This is a genomic window from Paraburkholderia sp. BR10872 (genome assembly GCF_040965835.1).
GTDB classification, from domain to species: Bacteria; Pseudomonadota; Gammaproteobacteria; order Burkholderiales; family Burkholderiaceae; genus Paraburkholderia; species Paraburkholderia nodosa_A.
Genome location: NZ_JBFRCN010000002.1, coordinates 24,653 through 41,291, shown reverse-complemented (window position 1 = coordinate 41,291; position 16,639 = coordinate 24,653). Strand labels below are relative to the sequence as shown.

Below are 16,639 nucleotides of genomic sequence, written 5' to 3'. Positions count from 1 at the left end.
GAACCTACTCCTCGCCGACAGACGAAAGCGGCGCGGCCACATGTTCGAGCGACTTGCGCTCTGCGTCCACGCCCCAGATCGCGGCCACGAGTGCAGCCGCGATCATGAGCGCCGATCCCACCGCATAGCCCGTGAACACTTCGCTGCGCTGGTGTGTATCGATCAGTCGTCCGAAGAACGCCGGGCCGATGATGCCGCCCAGCGCCGTGCCGAACGCATAGAACACGGCGATGGCAAGCGCCCGGATCTCCAGCGGAAACGATTCGCTCACGGTCAAATAGGCGGAACTCGCGGCGGCCGAGGCGAAAAAGAAAATCACCATCCACGCGGCGGTTTGCATCGTCGCGGTGAGCATGCCTTGCTCGAACAACCAGCCGCTCGCCGTGAGCAGCACGCCCGAGAGCGCGTAGGTCGCGGCGATCATCGTGCGCCGGCCGATCACGTCGAAGAGCCGCCCCAGCACGATCGGACCGAGGAAGTTGCCGAGTGCGAACGGCAGCAGATAGAGGCCCACGTCGCCTCCCGGCACGTGATAGAACTCAGTGAGCACGAGCGCGTAGGTGAAGAAAATCGCGTTGTAGAAGAAGGCCTGCGCGGTCATGAGCGATAGACCCACCAGCGCGCGACGGCGGTGCCGCACGAATATGGCATGAAACACCGCGCCCAGCGGGGTATGGCCGCGCGCATGCAGACGCAGCGGGTCGTCAGGCGGGTCTTCCAGCGTATGGCCCGCATCACGAAAACGCGTCTCGATGCCTTCCACGATGTGCTTCGCCTCGTCGTGCTCGCCGTGCGTGAGCAGCCACCGCGGGCTTTCGGGAATCCAGCGGCGCATGGGCAAGATGATGAGCGCGAGTACCGCGCCGATGAAGAAGCACACGCGCCAGCCCCAGTCCGCGGGCAGCAGGTGCGGGTCGAGCAGCACGAGCGAGCCCGCCGCGCCGATGGCCGCGCCCACCCAGAACGTGCCGTTGATGCTGAGGTCGGTCCAGCCGCGCACGCGCGCGGGCGTGAACTCCTGGATCGTCGAATTGATGGCGGCGTACTCGCCGCCGATGCCCGCGCCCGTGATCGCGCGAAACGCGACGAAACTCGCGAAGCTCCATGAAAACGCTGTCGCGGCGGTGGCCAGCAGATACACGGCGAGCGTGATGAAAAAGAGCTTGCGGCGGCCCAACCGGTCCGTGAGCCAGCCGAAGCCGAGCGCACCGCACACCGCGCCGGCAATATACGCGCTGCCGGCCAGGCCCACCTGCGCATTGTCGAGATGCAGCACCGGGCTTGTTTTCAGCGCACTCGCTACCGCACCGGCCAGCGTGACTTCGAGACCGTCGAGCAGCCAGGTGACGCCCAGCGCCACGACGATGAGCACGTGAAAGCGGCCCCACGGCAAGCGATCGAGGCGCGCGGGCAGCGTGGTTGCGATGATGGCGGGCTTATCAGTCGTCTCGGTCGTATTGGGAGGATTCATCGGGCAAGGCCGGGTTCAGCACGGGATGCGTAGTAGCATGCGCCGTTCCCGGAAGGCGGGGCGCGCGTGAAAACAGAAAAATCAACATGTGAGGAAGCGGTTGACGTAACGTATCGTCTGTTCATACAAAAGGCGGGTGACGTGCAGGGAGCCTATGCCCGGATCATGTCCGGAACGGGGCACGCCATCCATGCACAGGTGTGCCCATGACAAAACCAGCTACGTGGTCTTCGATTCGCAAGTCCCTTTGGTCGGGCCTCACGCCCACGCTCGCCGCCATCGTCACGTTCGTGTGCGCCGCAAGTCTGCTGTTGCTCGCGGCGGCCGCCGGCGTGAGGGAAGGCGACAAGTCGATCCGCAAGCATGAAGGTCTGATCGCGCAGGATATGGTGTCCGCGATCGAGCACATTCTCGATAGCGTGCTCACCGCACAAAGTGCCGCGTTGGCCGCACTTCCGGGGCAGCCTTGCGAGCGTGTGGCGCGGCAGTTCGCCGAGCTGAGAACGCACGTCAACTACGTGCGCGGCATCAATCTCGTGGCGAACGGGCGGCTCTACTGTTCGTCTGCGCTCGGCCCCTACGACCTGCCGCTCGCTCCGTTCTTCGCGCATGTACCTGCGAGCACTGCGGTCACGCTGATCGGCGGCTCGCCCTGGCAGGCCCACGTGCCGGTCATGCCGCTCTATGTACCCACCGGCGAGAACGTTGGCCTGCTTTACGTGATCGAGTCGGCGTATCTGACCGATGCGCTCGCGCACGGCGTGCGCTACGGCGCGGGCCGCGTCACGCTTTCCGTGCCGGGCGCTGCGGCGATAGACGACCGTGGTGCGCTGCTCGCCGCCGGCGACGCGGCGCGCCACGCGGGTGCGCGTGCCACATCTTCGCGCTGGGGCTTCGCCGTCGACGTGGCGTTCGCGGCAAGCGCGCATCGCGACGCACGCTGGAAATACGGTCTGCGCTTTGGCGCGGCGGCGCTGCTCGTCGATCTGCTGATCGGCGCGGCCTGGCTCATCGCATTCGCGCCGCGCCGGCTGCTGCTCTCGGCGGTGCGCCGCGGCCTGCGGCACGGCCAGTTTCATGTGGTCTACCAGCCCGTGGTCGAACTGGCGACCGGCCGCGTGAGCGGCGCAGAGGCGCTCATTCGCTGGACCCATCCGAAATTCGGCGCAGTGAGTCCCGCCGTGTTCATGACCGACGTAGAGGGTAGCCACCTGCTCGGACCGGTCACGCGCTTCGTGCTCGAACGCGCAACCACAGAGATGGTGCGCGCGACGAGCGAGCGTCCGTTTCACCTCGCCGTCAACGTTGCGCCGCTGGACTTCGAACGCAAGGATTTCGTGGCGGACGTGCTCGGCGCGGTCGAGCACCTGCCGCCGGACATCATCCTGATTCTCGAAGTGACCGAGCGTTTCCTGCTCGAACAGCGCGCTCGCACCGAGGCGGTGTTCGAGACGCTGAAGGCGCGCGGCGTGAAATTCGCTATCGACGACTTCGGCACGCATCACAGCAACCTCGACACGCTCGGGCGCTTTCCGTTCGACTACGTGAAGATCGACGGGCAGTTCGTACGACAACTCGAGCGGCGCGGCGATCAGCTTGTCAAGGGGATCGTGGCGCTGGCCAGTCACTTCGAAATGGAAATCATTGCAGAGGGTGTCGAGACCGAGGCGCAACACGAGATGTTGCAACGTCTGGGCATTCGCTATGGGCAGGGGTATTTCTACCGGCGGCCGGGCTCCGCTGCGAGTATTGCCGAAATGCAGCGCGACGCGAGGCTCGTGCGTTATGCGGTGTCGTCGCCGGTGCGCTAGCGCGAATACGTATGAACGGTCTTGAATAACGAATTCCGTAAGCCGAAGTTGCGAAGTCTGCAATCCTTACCGAAGGTTGTCTGCAAAAGCGCACTTGCTTCCGGTTGCGCCATTTCCTGTTTCGATTATTGTCTTTCTCGATTCGACAGTTAAATCAGATACGCGGATCTAGAAGCCGCGCCGAACGGTAACCGTTGCGCCTGTGCTATGCGAATGAAGAATGGCGACGCGTGCGGTGGCGGAAAACACCCACTCGTCGACGGTCAGCGAGAGCCTGCGCTGAGGCTGCGCGCCGATGTTCAGCGTGCTGTCCGGCACCTGAAGAATCGAGATTTGCGGCGCTGTGGAAGGGCCCATCTGCAGATAATCGGCACTCGACCGTGCAGCCTGCTGCTCACCGTAACGGCTTCCGGGCGCGGATTTCACGAAGTCGTAATGGTATTTGTCCTGTGCCACCGGCGCGCTATAAAAGCTTTCGACTTCCGCGTAAAACGGCTTTGACTGATTCGCCTGATATTCCATTTCGTACCGGTGGAGGTACGCCTGGGGTTCCGGTGGCAGCGCTGGAACCACTTCCATCGGCATTGACGGGATATTGGCGACCGTCATGGTTTCGGGAATGTTCAAACCGGTGCTCTGAGCGAATGCGTAACCGCTCAGCATAAAAAAGGCTGCACCGACAATCTTTTCGTTCAGGCACGTCATGAGCATGCCTCCAATGACGAACTCGAAACATCAAACTGTCGAACGTTCCTGCCGAACTGACTGCCTTTGCATCACTTGCACCAATGCATTCTAGTACCTGATTTGCTTCCTGCCAGCCGAATGTGTGCGTACGCGATGCAGATGGATGCGAAGTCCACCAGAGCGCGGTTGACGTGCACCGTCGTTGCCTAACATCGCGGACGTTATGACCGATTCGAGCTGCGCGAGGCGCACTCGCAGCGGAAGAAATTGCGCATGGACGTGCGCATGCTCGATGGGCTCACGCAGCAGGCGAGCCCATCGACGCCACATCGACGCCAACCCATTGGGGAAAATCCGGGTGCGGCCTAGATCGTGCCGAAGAGCGCGCGCGGCCGGTCCTGCAGTGTGCGAGCGAGAACCTTCAGTGCGCGCGCGAGTTGCTCCCGCGAGGTTGCACACGCGAGGTTGATACGCACGCCGTGCTCGAGCGTCGAGCGGTCCACCGCGAAGGCCGAAGCGGGCATGGTATTCACGCCGCGCGCGAGCGCGTTCGCGGCGAAGTCGTCGGAACGCCACGGCGCCGGTACGCGCAGCCAGACGAACATGCACGCCGGGTCGCTGTTGAGCAACTCGCGCGGCAGGATCTGGAGAGCGAGTTCCTGGCGCGCCTGCAGCTCCGCACGCTGCGCTTCGAGGATGAGGTGCGCGGTGCCGTCCTCGATCCAGCGCGTGGTGATGAGCGTGGTGAGCGGCGCAGGCATCCAGGCCGTCGTACGCACCGCTTCGGCTGCGAGCGGTGCACCGTGCGGCGGCGTGAGCAGATAGCCGATGCGCAGCCCGGGCGCGAGCACCTTCGAGGTGGAGGCCACGTGGAAGGTCAGCTCGGGACACAGGCTCGCGATGGTCGGCAGGCGCTTGCGCAGCAACGGCCCGTACACGTCGTCCTCGATGATGGCGACGTGATGTCGCCGGGCGATCTCCACGAGCGCGAGGCGCCGCTCGAGGCTCATCGTGACCACGCTGGGGTTCTGCAGGTTCGGCACGGTGAAGATGGCCTTCACCGGCATGCGGCGGCAGGCATCTTCGAGCTGGTCGGGCAGGAGGCCTTCGGCGTCGCTCGGGATACCGACCAGCTCGAACTGGAATACGGGCGCGAGCGCCTTGAGGCCGTAGTACGTCAGCTTGTCGGAAAGGATCACGCCTTCGTGTCCCATCAGGCTGCTCAGGACCGCATAGAGGCCGTGCTGCGCGCCGCTCGTCACGACGAGATTCTCGGGCGAGGGCGTGAAGCCCGGAGCGGCGATCCACTGCGCGCCCGCGGCGCGCGCCCATTCGGCGCCCTGGGGCGGCTGGTATTCCTGGGTTTCCGCAAAGCGCGGGTCGCGCGAGATCGACGCCATCGTGCGGGCGAGCTGCGCGAGAAATTCGCCGGTCGCCGGCCGGTTGACGGTGAGGTCCACCACGCCACCCGCTTCAGCGCCGCTCGCCTGGCTGCCGCGCTGCGCCGCCGCGCCGACGGCAGGCATGGCGCCGCCGGTGACGATCGAGCCGCGCCGCTTGCTCGCCACGATCAGCCCACGCGCCTGCAATTCCTTATACGCGCGCGAGACCGTGGAGACGTTGATGCCCAGTTCCACGGCCAGATCGCGCTGCGGCGGCAGGCGGCTGCCGGGTGGGTACTGACCGCTGCGCACCTGCTCCTCGAGATTGCGGGAGACCTCCAGATACGTGGCTTGACGACCTTTTGTCTGGAGATCGTCATCCGATTTTGTCTGGTAATCGTCGGCTTTCATGCAAGTAGTAACTCCATACAAAATTCGATCGTTTGCCACGTTACCTTGCTGCTGTGAGATGGGCTGCCAGCGCCGCCACCGCATCGTTACGTCAATAGTACGATATCTGGCCGGAGTTTGGCTGCCTTTGTCCCGGGCCGAAAGGTCACCCACCAGGGAATTTCCTGGTCTCCACACAAAGCATTTTTAATTGCACACAAAAAATTATTGTGTGAGTATGAATTCAAGGTTTTGTTCGGTCGGCAGTTCGGCGCAACACGCACTGTATTACAGGAGGACAGGCTCGTGGCAACCCGGCAACCCACACCCGCTTCAGACGCAACATCCACACCCCTTGGCCACTCGCTGCGCAAGCGGCACGTCACGATGATTTCGCTCGGCGGAATCATCGGCGCGGGGCTCTTCGTCGGGAGCAGCGCGACCATCAGCGCGATGGGGCCGGCTGCCTGCCTGAGCTATCTGCTGGCCGGCATCGTCGTGCTGTTCGTCATGCGTATGCTCGGCGAGATGGCGCTCGCGCATCCGGGTGTCGGCTCGTTCACGGAGTTCACGCGCATCGGTCTCGGCGACTGGGCCGGTTTCACGAACGGCTGGCTCTACTGGTACTTCTGGGTCATCGTGGTCGCCGTGGAGGCGGTGGCGGGCGCGGGCATCCTGCAGCGCTGGATTCCCGCACCGGTCTGGGTAATCGGGCTCGTGCTCCTGTCGCTCATGACGGCCGTGAACCTGCTCTCGGTGAAATCGTATGGAGAATTCGAGTACTGGTTCGCGTCGATCAAGGTGGCGGCGATCATCGTGTTCATCGTGGTGGGCGCGAGCTATCTGTTCGGGTTCAGCTCGTGGCACCAGACCGTGAACAACCTGAGCGGCGACCACGGGTTCATGCCGTTCGGCGCGATGTCGATCTTCGCGGGCGTGCCCACGGTGATTTTCGCGGTGGGCGGTGCGGAGATCGCGACCATTGCCGCGGCCGAATCCGACGATCCGGGCCGCAACGTGGCGTCGATGACGCGCTCGGTCATCCTGCGCGTCATCACGTTCTATGTCGGCTCGCTCTTCGTGATCGCCTGCATCGTGCCGTGGGCGAGCATCAAGGTGGGCTACTCGCCGTTCGTGGCCGCGCTCGAAACCATGCATATTCCGGGCGCCGCGGACATCATGAATGCAATCGTTCTGGTGGCCGTGCTCTCGGCGCTGAACTCCGGGCTCTACGTGTCCTCGCGCATCGTGTTCCGGCTCGCCGAGCGCCGCGACGCCCCGCGCGCGCTGCTCACGCTCTCGAAGAGCCGCGTGCCGCGCCTCGCTGTGCTCGCGAGCAGCATCGTCGGCTACGTGGCCATTGTCGCGGCCATCGTTTCGCCCCAGGGCGTGTTCCTCTATCTCGTCAGTGCATCGGGCGCGATCATGCTGTTCGTGTATCTCTCCATCGCCGTTTCGCAGATCGTGATTCGCCGGCGCCTCGAGGCGACGGCGCCCGAACGGCTCACATTCAAAATGTGGCTCTTTCCCTGGCTGTCGTGGGCCGTGGTGGCCGCGATTGCCGGCGTGCTCTGCGCGATGGGCTTCGACCATGCGCTCGCGGGCCAGCTCATGGCGAGCCTGGCGAGCCTGGCGGTGGTGTCGGCGGCTTACCTGCTCACACGCAAGAGGACTCACGTGCAGGAATTCCGTGAGCCTGCAACCAACTGGAAGAAGTAATGGCGCAAGTGGCTGTCATCGGCGCGGGCTTCGTGGGGTTGTCGTGCGCGTACTGGCTCATGCGCGACGGGCACAGCGTGACGCTGTACGACGCGCAGGGGCCGGGCGAGGGCGCCTCATACGGCAACGCGGGCACATTCGCGAACTATGCGTGCATTCCCGTGAACAACCCGGACGTGTTCCGCAACATCCCGCGCTTTCTATTCTCGTCGACGAGCCCGCTGCGCATCCGCTGGGGCGACGTGCCGGCGCTCGCGCCCTGGCTCACGCGTTTCCTGCTGAGCGCGACGCCCCGCCGCTATGAGGGCAGCGTGAATGCGCTCGCGCAATTGCTTTCGCGCGCCTTTGAAGGCTACCGCGAAATGCTGGCCGTCGACACGCTCGCGGCCTTCGTGCGTGAACGCGAATGCCTTTACCTGTATTCGAGCGCAGCGTCGTTCAAGGCCGCGCAGCCGGCGCTCGAGCTACGGCGCTCGCTCGGCGTGGCGTTCGAAACGCTCGCGCGCGATGAGATAGCGCAACTGGAGCCCGGCCTCGCGCCGCTCTTTTCTCAAGGCACGCTCTTCAAGGGCAGCTGGTTTCTGAGCGATCCGCGCGGCTTTCTGCAGGCCTTGCACGCGATGTTGACGCAGCGCGGCCTGGTGCACCGGCGCGTGGCGGTCGATACGCTGAAGCCAACGTCTGGTGCGGTGAAGCTGATCGATACGGCGGGCGAGGCGCATGACGCGGAACAGGCCATTGTCTGCGCGGGTGCGTTTTCGGGGCGCCTCGCGCGCCAATGCGGCGACGCAGTGCCGCTAGGTGTGGAACGTGGCTATCACGTGCGCTTTCCTGGCACCGCTAATCGAATTTCGCGTCCGTGCGGCTGGGCCGAACGCGGCTTCTACATGACGCCGATGGACGGCGGCATCCGCGCGGCGGGCACCGTCGAGCTGGCGGCCAGCGGAGCGGGCAAGAATGCGGACCTGCTGCGCCTCTTGACGCGCTCCGCGCAGGAGGCACTGCCTGGACTGCCCGAGCCGGACAGCGACTGGCTTGGCTTCAGGCCGAGCCTGCCCGACGCGTTGCCCGTAATGGGCGCGTCGAGCCGCTCGCCGCGCGTGATCTACGCGTTCGGGCACCAGCATCTGGGCGTGACGCTCGGCGGCGTGACGGGCAGCGTGGTCGCCGATCTCGTTGCAAGGCGTGCGCCTCCTTTCGATCTTGCGCCTTATAGTCCGCGACGCTTTTAACCCGTGATTCAAGCCACTTTCCAGCCAACCGCCACGTAACCACCCACCGCAACAGTCTCCCAGCGAGGATGAGCATCATGAACCGCCGCACTCTCGTACTAACGATGGCCCTCGGGCTGATGGGCTTGCACGGCCCCGCGCAGGCGGCCGACCCCGAGGTTGTGAAGATCGGCTTCGCGGGTCCGCTCACCGGCCCGGTGGCGCGCGTCGGCAAGGACTTGCAGTACGGCGCGCAGCTCGCGATCGACGAGGAGAACGCCAAACACCCCATAATTGCGGGCAAGCCGGTGAAGTACGTGCTCGACGTGCAGGACGACCAGGCCGATCCGCACGTGGCCGTGCAGGTGGCGCAAAAGCTCGTGGACGACGGCGTGGTCGGCGTGATCGGCCACTACAACTCGGGCTGCAGCATTCCCGCTTCGACGGTGTATCACAATGCGAATGTCGCGATGATCACGCCGGGCTCGACGAATCCGGCGCTGACCCAGCAGGGCTACGCGAACGTGTTTCGCACCATGGGCAACGACGGCATCGGCGGCGTGATCGCCGGCAAGTTCGCGGTGGAGCAGTTGAAGGCGAAGCGCATCGGCATCATCGACGACCGCACGGCCTTTGGCCAGGGGCTCGCCGACGCGTTCGAGAAAGGCGCGAAGGAGGCCAACGGCAATATCGTCGACCGCGAGTTCACCAATGACAAAGCCGTCGATTTTCGCGCCATTCTTACCTCGCTCAAGCAGAAGAACGTCGACGTGATTTTCTTTGGCGGCCTCGACGAACAGGGCGCGATGCTCGCCAAGCAGATGCGCACGCTCGGCATGCCGGCGCGCCTGTTCGGCGCGGGCGCATTGAAGAGCAATGCCTTCCTGCAGATCGCGGGCCCGGCGGGCGAAGGCACGCAGGACCTCGAACCGGGACCGGCGCTCGACAAGCTGCCTTCCGCGCAAGCATTCGCGAAGCGCTACAAGGCGCGCTTCAATCAGGATGTCGAACTGTATGCGCCGTTCGCCTATGATGCCGCGCTCGCGATGATCAAGGCGATTCGCGACGCCGATTCGCTCGACCGCGCAAAGATCGTCGCGAGTTTCCCGAAGGTGACGGTGGTGGGCGTGACGGGCAATATCGCGTTCGATCCGCACGGCGACCTCATCAAGCCGCCTTATACGCTCTTCGAGGTGCAGCAGGGCCAGTGGAAGAGCCTCAAGACGCTCGGGGGCAATGGCGTGTAAAGCGCGTGAGGGGCCTTTCAGCGCGCGACCAGCAGCTCGAATAGCGTGTGGAAATCGACCGGCTTCGTGAGATGCGAATCGATTCCGCTCATGCGCGAGCGCAGCCGGTCGGCGTGCTGGCCCCAACCCGTTAGCGCGATGATCTGCAGGCCGGCGTACCGCGGGCTTTGACGAATCTGTCGCGCGATTTCATAGCCGTCCATGCCGGGCATACCGATGTCGAGCACGACCGCATGTGGCACCGACTGCGCCAGCGCACCGAGCGCGGCGGCGCCGTCGTAGACCACGCGCACCTGCGCGCCTTCGCCCGAGAGCACCATGGCGAGCGAATCGGCGGCGTCGCGGTTGTCGTCGACCACGAGAATGCGCTTGCCCGCGAGCGGCTTCGCAGCGCGCGCCACGCTCGCCGGGGTCTCGCGCGCTTCCGTGGGTGTCTGCTGCGAGAGCGGCAGGCGCACCGTGAAGGTGCTGCCTTTGCCGGGGCCGGCGCTTGCCGCCTCGACGGTGCCGCCGTGCATGCGCACGAGATGTCGCACCATGGTGAGGCCAATGCCGAGGCCCCCCTGGTTGCGGTCGGCTGGGCGGCTGACCTGAGTGAACAGTTCGAACACCTGATCGATCTGCCCCGCCGACATGCCGATTCCGGTATCGCTCAGTGCGACGACGACCCACTCGCCTTCGCGCGTGGCGTCGAGCCGGATCTGGCCGCCCGTGTCGGTGTAGCGCGCCGCGTTGTTGAGCATGTTCGCGAAGACCTGCGTGAGCCGCACGCGATCGGCATCGAGAACGAGCGGCGTGTCGGGAAGCGTGATGCTCAGTTCATGATGGGCCTGATCGATGGCGGGGCGGCTCGTCTCGACGGCATTCTCGATGATTTCCGCGAGCGCCACGGGCGCCTTCACGAGGCCGATCTTGCCGCGCGTGATGCGCGACACTTCCATCAGGTCGTCGATCAGCCGCACCATGTGATGCACCTGACGATCGAGCATGTCGAGGATCGGCGCGGAGTCCGGTGGAAACTCGCTGTGCCGGATGAGGTGCAGCGCATTGGCGATCGGCGCGAGCGGATTGCGCAGTTCGTGCGCGAGCGTGGCGAGGAATTCGTCCTTGCGCCGGTCCGCTTCCTTGAGCGCGTCTTCGGCGTTCACGGCTTCGGTCACGTCGATCGATACACATACGTGGCCGCGAAACTCGCCGTTCGCGGAAAACCACGGCGCACAACAGGTTTCGAACCAGTGCCAGCCTGCATCCTTGATTTTCACGCGCAGCCGGCTCTGGAACGCGCAATGGTCGAGTTGCGCAGCCTGTAGGCGCGACAGAAAGCCGGGCAGGTCGCGCGGATGCACGATGGTTTGCCAGCCGGTTTCGAGCAGCTGTCCGGGCGTGAGGCCGATCGCCGTGAGATAGCGCTGGTTCAGATAGACCGTATTGCCTTGCGTGTCGATTTGCCAGATCAGTGCGGGCGACGCTTCGGCTAGCGCGCGAAAGCGCGCCTCGCTCTCGCGCAGCGCTTCCTGTGCGCTGCGGCGGTCGTCCACGTCGATATTCATGCCCACCCACTTGCGCACCGTGCCGTCCGGATTCCAGATCGGCGCGGCGCGCACGTTGGTCCAGCGCCAGCCACCCGCGGCGACGCGCAGGCGATATTCCGCGTTCACCACGCGTTGTGCCGCAATCGCGTCTTTCCATTGGCGCAGCGCGTAGGCGCGGTCATCGGGATGGACGGCGTTCGCCCAGCCTTCGCCGAGCCATTCTTCGCCGGGCTGCCCGGTATATTCCGACCAGCCCGGCGAGACCGACTCGGCCTGACCTTGGGCATCGGCTTCCCATACGGCCTGCGCAAATCCTTCCACCAACGCGCGAAAGCGCTCCTCGCTGTCAGCGCATTCAGTTTCCACGCGCTTGCGTTCCGTAATGTCCAGTGCGAATTCGGCGCACCTGGAAGCCATGCCCGTGCCCGAGATCCGCGTGGGCGCGAAAAGGCCCCACCAGCGCGTGCCGTCCTTGCGGATCAACTGCCGTTCATAAGGCTGTGTGCGTCCGGTGGTGGCGAGGTCGGTGACCGCACGCGTCGTGACGCCGAGAAATTCGAGCGGCACGAGCCGGTCCCAGTGCGCCGCGGCGCGCAAATCCTCGCGGCTATAGCCGCTCATCTGCTCGAAAGCGCCGTTGGCGTCGGCCATGGTGCCGTCGAGGTCGAAGAACAGCACGCCCACGGTTTCGATGGAGATGGCGGCCTGCAGGCGCGCCTCGCTCTCGCGCAGCGCCTCTTCGACCTGCTTGCGGTGCTCGGCTTCGTCGTGGAGCTTCGTATTGATGTTCTGCAGCGTGCGCGTGCGTTCGGCCACCTGCTGCGCGAGATTGCGGCCCGCGTCCTGGGCGTCGCTCAGCGCGCTCGTCAACTGGTGGGCGGCGCTCGCGCAGGAGGCGAGACCTTGTAGCTGGCGCGCGTCCTCGGCGTCGAAATGTCTTTCTTCGCCGTGCGTCACGGCCCAGACCGTGCCGACCACCGTGCCGTTGACGCGCCATGGCACGTGCAACGCCTCGCTGATGGGTGGATCGATCGCGCGGTACGAAGCAAAGCTGCGTGCCGGCCGGTCGAAGAGAAGCATGGTATTGCGCCCCTCGGTCACGCCGCAGGGACAATCGTCGCCGGGAAGCGTGCGGTCCACGTCGGCAGCCAGTTCGCCGGCCACCGCGCCCCAGCGGAAGCGGGCCGTGGGGCCGTCGCGCTCGGGCACGCTCACGCCGGCCGACTCGGCGCGGCAAAGCGTGAGGGCGAGCCGCGCGAGCATAGGCAGCACACCTGAGGGATTGTTCGCCATTTCATGCGCGAGCGCAGCAAGCGCACGGCTCTCGCCCTGGTAGTCGGGCAGTCGGTTCGGGCGGTTCACCAGGGCTTCGGTGATCAGCGTTTCCTCGACCGTGAGCGCAGGTGCGCCGTTGTCTTGCATGCTGCCTCCGCTTTAGTCGTCCGCCGCCCCGGCGTTCGCATCTTCGGTGCAAAGTTGCTAACGCAGGTGGAGCCCATTGTGTTTGCGGGTAAGCATCGCGTATTCCCGTAGATAAAAACCGGGAGATGCCAGCACGTTTTGTTGCGTCCCTTTGAACACAGCGCACTTCTGAACGGGCCGCAAGGGCGGCGGGCATTGTATTTGCGTGATGGCCGCACGATACGGAAGGCGAGGAGGATGCGAGCATGCCACGCGCGATATGGAAAGGCGCCATCACCTTCGGGCTCGTGTATGTGCCGGTCGAAGTGTTCCCGGCTAAGCAGAGCGAGCGTACCGGCTTCAACCTGCTCGATCGGCGGACGCTGGACCCAGTCGGCTATCAGCAGATCAACAAGCGCACGGGCAAGGCGGTCCAGCACGCCGACATCGTGCGCGGCTACGAGTATGAAAAAGGCGCCTACGTGGTGATGTCCGACGAGGAGATCAAGGCCGCGAGTCCCGAATCGACGCAGACGGTCGAGCTGCTCGCGTTCGTCGAGGCGTCGCAGGTCTCCTTTCTCTACCTCGACACGCCGTACTGGCTCGCCCCCGATAAGCGCGCGGGCAAGACCTACGCGCTCTTGCGCGACGCGCTCGCGGCGAGCGGCAAGCTCGGCATTGCGAGCGTCGTGCTGCACAGCCGGCAGCATCTCGCGGCGCTCGTGGCGGTGGGCCCCGCGCTTGCGCTGCAAACGCTGCGGTGGGCCACCGAGGTGCGCGAGTTCGATGCGGTGAAGCGGCTGCCCAGCAGTGCAAAAGCCGCGGGCGTGAGCACACAGGAACTGCAAATGGCGCGCAAGCTCATCGACGACATGAGCACGGACTGGGACCCCGAAACGTATCGCGACACCTACCTCGACGCGATTCTCGAACTGGCCGGGCGCAAGGCGCGCGAAGGCAAGGCGCACGAACTCACGCCCGTTGCGGCACCCGCGCCCGAGCGGCGCGGCGCGGATATCGTCGACCTTTCCGAGCTGCTCAAGCGCAGTCTCGGCAAGCGCAGCGAGCGCGGCGCGAGTGCGCCGCCGCGGAAAACGGCGCCGAAGCGCGGACGGCGCGCGGCATGATGAACGCAAATGCGGCTCAGAGAGCGCAACAAGGGTGAACGATGAAGCACAAACTCGAAGTCTACGAACAGAAGCGCCGCTTCGATGAAACTCCGGAGCCGCGTGGTCGCACTGCGCGACGCAGCGCGAAACCGCGAGAGGGTGAAGGATCGTTCGTGATACAGCGTCACGATGCGCGGCGGCTGCACTACGACTTTCGCCTCGAGCTGGACGGCACGCTCAAGTCGTGGGCTATTCCCAAGGGCCCGAGCCTAGACCCGACGGTGAAACGGCTCGCCGTGCATGTGGAGGATCATCCGCTCGAATATGGCTCGTTCGAAGGGCGCATTCCGGAAGGCAGCTATGGCGCAGGCACGGTGGCGATCTGGGACCACGGTGTGTGGCGCCCCGAGGGCGGTTTGCGCGGCGCGCGCGAAGGGTATGCGCAAGGCAAGCTCAAATTCACGCTGGAGGGCGAGCGGCTGCACGGCGGCTGGGCGCTCGTGCGGAGTCCCATGCACGACGGCAAACAGGAGAGCTGGTTGCTGATCAAGCAGCGCGACGACGAGGCCATGCCTGAAGACAAATTCCATGTAGTCGAGGACGAACCTGCTACGTCGAATACGTCGAAAACATCAAAAAAGGGCGCCCGCGCGGGCAACCGGGCCGCGAAGCAGGAGGCAGCCACGGCACTGGAAGGCGCAGTGCGCGCATCGATGCCAGAGACACTTGCCCCGGAACTTGCTACGCCGGTCGACGCTCCCCCGCACGGCGACAACTGGCTCTACGAAATGAAGTTCGACGGCTACCGCGTGCTGGCGCGCATCGACCGCCACGCGCGCGGCAAGGGCGATGTGCGTATCTTTACCCGCACCGGCAACGACTGGACAGCGAAGTTTCCGCGTCAGGTGCAAGCGCTGCGCGCGCTGAAGGTCGAATCGGCGTGGCTGGACGGCGAGGCCGTTGTGCTCGACGCGGCGGGCGTGCCCAACTTCCAGGCGTTGCAGAACGCGTTCGACGCGGGCCGTGCGGGCGACATCACGTTCTGGCTCTTCGATCTGCCTTGGCTAGACGGCGCGGACTTGCGCGGCGTGGCGCTCGAGGCGCGCCGCAATAAGCTCTCGGCGCTGCTCTCACAAAAGCCTGACGATGCGCTGCGTTTTTCGGCGGCCTTCGAGGGCGAACCGCAGGCCCTGCTCGAAGCCGCCTGCGAGGCGAATCTCGAAGGACTCGTCGCCAAGCGGCGCGATAGTCGCTACACGTCCACGCGCAGCGCAGCGTGGCTCAAGCTGCGCTGCTCGCGGCGCCAGGAATTCGTGATCGGCGGCTATACGGAACCGAAGGGCAGCCGCGAGGGGTTCGGCGCACTGCTGCTCGGCGTGTATGGCGACGATGGCGCGTTGCAATATGCCGGCAAAGTGGGAACGGGTTTCGACGCGGCGCGGCTCGAAGCGATGGCGGGCGAACTGCGTGCGCGCGAGCGCCAGAACTCGCCGTTCGCGGCGGTGCCGGCGGCCGAGCGTCGCGCGGGCGTGCACTGGGTGCGGCCCGAACTCGTGGCGGAGGTGCGCTTCAAGACATGGACGAGCGCGGGCGTGGTGCGCCAGGCGTCGTTCGTCGGACTGCGCGAGGACAAGCCCGCAAAGGACATCGTGCGCGAAGGGCAGCCGACGCCCGTGCAGGCGGTGGCGAACCAACGCGAAAAGAAGGTCGCGAAGCAAGCCTCGACGGACGCACCAAAGACTGTGAGCCGCACGCGCCGGGCCGCGCACGACGAAGCCGAAGTCGCCGGCGTGCGAATCACCCATCCCGAGCGGGTGATCGACGCGCAAAGCGGACTGCGCAAGATCGATCTCGTTGAGTACTTCAAAGCGATTTCCGCATGGCTGCTGCCGCACGTGCAAGGGCGCCCCGTTGCGCTTGCTCGTGCGCCCAAGGGCGTGGGAGGCGAGCTGTTTTTCCAGAAACACGCCAAAGCGTTGCAGATTCCCCATGCCACGCAGCACGCCGGTCTCGATCCAGGCCATGCACCTCTGCTCACGCTCGATTCCACCGAAGCGCTGGTCGGCGCCGCGCAGATGGATACGATCGAACTGCACACCTGGAATGCGCTCGCGGCAAGCATCGAAAAGCCCGACCGCATCGTCTTCGACCTGGACCCCGATCCCTCGCTCGGTTGGGAGCGCATGCTCGAGGCCGCGCAGCTCACGCGCGAGCTGCTCGAGGCGCTGGGCCTACGGGCATGGTGCAAGACGAGCGGCGGACGGGGCCTGCACCTGGTGGTGCCGCTCACGCGCCCTGCCGGCTGGGACGAGGCGAAGGACTTCGCGCGCGCGGTGGCGAGCCACATGGCGGCGACGCTGCCCGAGCGCTTCAGCGCGAAGATGGGGGCGCAGAACCGCAAGGGCCGGATTTTCGTGGATTATTTGCGCAACAACCGCGGCGCGAGCACAGCTGCGGCTTATGCGCCGCGGGCGCGGCCCGGTCTTGGCGTATCGGTGCCGGTCGATTGGGACGAACTGCACACGCTCACAAGCGGCGACCAGTGGAATGTCGCGAATGTGCGCGGGCGGCTCGAAGCGCTGCGCGCCGATCCGTGGAGCGGCTACGAAAAGGCGCGCCAACGGATTACGGCCGCTATGTGGAAACAACTCGGCGTGAAGTGAAAGCTTATCGTCAGAT

10 protein-coding genes are annotated in these 16,639 nt (G+C 65.3%); 6 read left to right on the top strand and 4 right to left on the bottom strand.

All coding sequences use genetic code 11. The annotated features are described in order from the left end of the window. Positions 1-4 precede the first annotated feature (4 nt). Positions 5-1,471, bottom strand: a complete 1,467-nt coding sequence (locus tag AB4Y43_RS02210) for an MFS transporter (protein ID WP_368685316.1) — start codon at positions 1,469-1,471, stop codon at positions 5-7. Between the two features lie 206 nt (positions 1,472-1,677). Between AB4Y43_RS02210 and AB4Y43_RS02205 the strand changes: the two genes are divergently transcribed. Next, complete coding sequence (locus AB4Y43_RS02205; protein WP_368726929.1) at positions 1,678-3,282, top strand: EAL domain-containing protein; 1,605 nt, start codon at positions 1,678-1,680, stop codon at positions 3,280-3,282. Positions 3,283-3,450: 168 nt separating this feature from the next. Here AB4Y43_RS02205 and AB4Y43_RS02200 read toward each other — a convergent pair whose 3' ends face one another. Beyond that, positions 3,451-3,987 carry a hypothetical protein gene (locus AB4Y43_RS02200; protein WP_368605216.1) on the bottom strand — a complete coding sequence of 179 codons (537 nt, stop codon included), beginning with the start codon at positions 3,985-3,987 and terminating at the stop codon, positions 3,451-3,453. Between the two features lie 347 nt (positions 3,988-4,334). Then, the gene (locus tag AB4Y43_RS02195; RefSeq protein ID WP_342947602.1) at positions 4,335-5,762 is read right to left on the bottom strand and encodes a PLP-dependent aminotransferase family protein; all 1,428 of its coding nucleotides are present in this window, start codon (positions 5,760-5,762) and stop codon (positions 4,335-4,337) included. A gap of 366 nt (positions 5,763-6,128) precedes the next feature. Between AB4Y43_RS02195 and AB4Y43_RS02190 the strand changes: the two genes are divergently transcribed. The 3 genes from AB4Y43_RS02190 to AB4Y43_RS02180 all read left to right on the top strand — a co-directional run bounded on the left by AB4Y43_RS02190 (position 6,129) and on the right by AB4Y43_RS02180 (position 9,918). Next, positions 6,129-7,460 carry an amino acid permease gene (locus tag AB4Y43_RS02190; RefSeq protein WP_368685325.1) on the top strand — a complete coding sequence of 444 codons (1,332 nt, stop codon included), beginning with the start codon at positions 6,129-6,131 and terminating at the stop codon, positions 7,458-7,460. Next, entirely contained in the window at positions 7,460-8,692 is a 1,233-nt protein-coding gene (locus AB4Y43_RS02185) for an NAD(P)/FAD-dependent oxidoreductase (RefSeq protein ID WP_368726928.1), read from the top strand. The genes AB4Y43_RS02190 and AB4Y43_RS02185 overlap by 1 nt, the downstream gene beginning before the upstream one ends. Before the next feature lie 77 nt (positions 8,693-8,769). Continuing rightward, positions 8,770-9,918 (top strand): branched-chain amino acid ABC transporter substrate-binding protein, encoded by a 1,149-nt coding sequence (locus AB4Y43_RS02180; protein WP_368726927.1) that lies wholly within the window; start codon positions 8,770-8,772, stop codon positions 9,916-9,918. 17 nt (positions 9,919-9,935) lie between these two features. Here the strand turns inward: AB4Y43_RS02180 and AB4Y43_RS02175 are convergent, their stop codons facing one another. After that, positions 9,936-12,872, bottom strand: coding sequence for a PAS domain S-box protein (locus AB4Y43_RS02175; protein WP_368726926.1), 2,937 nt, complete (start codon positions 12,870-12,872; stop codon positions 9,936-9,938). Between the two features lie 245 nt (positions 12,873-13,117). Between AB4Y43_RS02175 and AB4Y43_RS02170 the strand changes: the two genes are divergently transcribed. Both AB4Y43_RS02170 and ligD read left to right on the top strand, forming a co-directional pair. Further along, positions 13,118-13,978, top strand: coding sequence for a Ku protein (locus AB4Y43_RS02170; RefSeq protein ID WP_368726925.1), 861 nt, complete (start codon positions 13,118-13,120; stop codon positions 13,976-13,978). Positions 13,979-14,019: 41 nt separating this feature from the next. Next, positions 14,020-16,623 carry a DNA ligase D gene (gene ligD / locus AB4Y43_RS02165; RefSeq protein WP_368726924.1) on the top strand — a complete coding sequence of 868 codons (2,604 nt, stop codon included), beginning with the start codon at positions 14,020-14,022 and terminating at the stop codon, positions 16,621-16,623. Positions 16,624-16,639 lie beyond the last annotated feature (16 nt).

Coding starts and splice junctions, on each gene's coding strand:
- AB4Y43_RS02210 (WP_368685316.1), bottom strand. CDS start 1,471: ATGAATCCTCCCAATACGACCGAGACGACTGATAAGCCCGCCATCATC.
- AB4Y43_RS02205 (WP_368726929.1), top strand. CDS start 1,678: ATGACAAAACCAGCTACGTGGTCTTCGATTCGCAAGTCCCTTTGGTCG.
- AB4Y43_RS02200 (WP_368605216.1), bottom strand. CDS start 3,987: ATGACGTGCCTGAACGAAAAGATTGTCGGTGCAGCCTTTTTTATGCTG.
- AB4Y43_RS02195 (WP_342947602.1), bottom strand. CDS start 5,762: ATGAAAGCCGACGATTACCAGACAAAATCGGATGACGATCTCCAGACA.
- AB4Y43_RS02190 (WP_368685325.1), top strand. CDS start 6,129: ATGATTTCGCTCGGCGGAATCATCGGCGCGGGGCTCTTCGTCGGGAGC.
- AB4Y43_RS02185 (WP_368726928.1), top strand. CDS start 7,460: ATGGCGCAAGTGGCTGTCATCGGCGCGGGCTTCGTGGGGTTGTCGTGC.
- AB4Y43_RS02180 (WP_368726927.1), top strand. CDS start 8,770: ATGAACCGCCGCACTCTCGTACTAACGATGGCCCTCGGGCTGATGGGC.
- AB4Y43_RS02175 (WP_368726926.1), bottom strand. CDS start 12,872: ATGCAAGACAACGGCGCACCTGCGCTCACGGTCGAGGAAACGCTGATC.
- AB4Y43_RS02170 (WP_368726925.1), top strand. CDS start 13,118: ATGCCACGCGCGATATGGAAAGGCGCCATCACCTTCGGGCTCGTGTAT.
- ligD (WP_368726924.1), top strand. CDS start 14,020: ATGAAGCACAAACTCGAAGTCTACGAACAGAAGCGCCGCTTCGATGAA.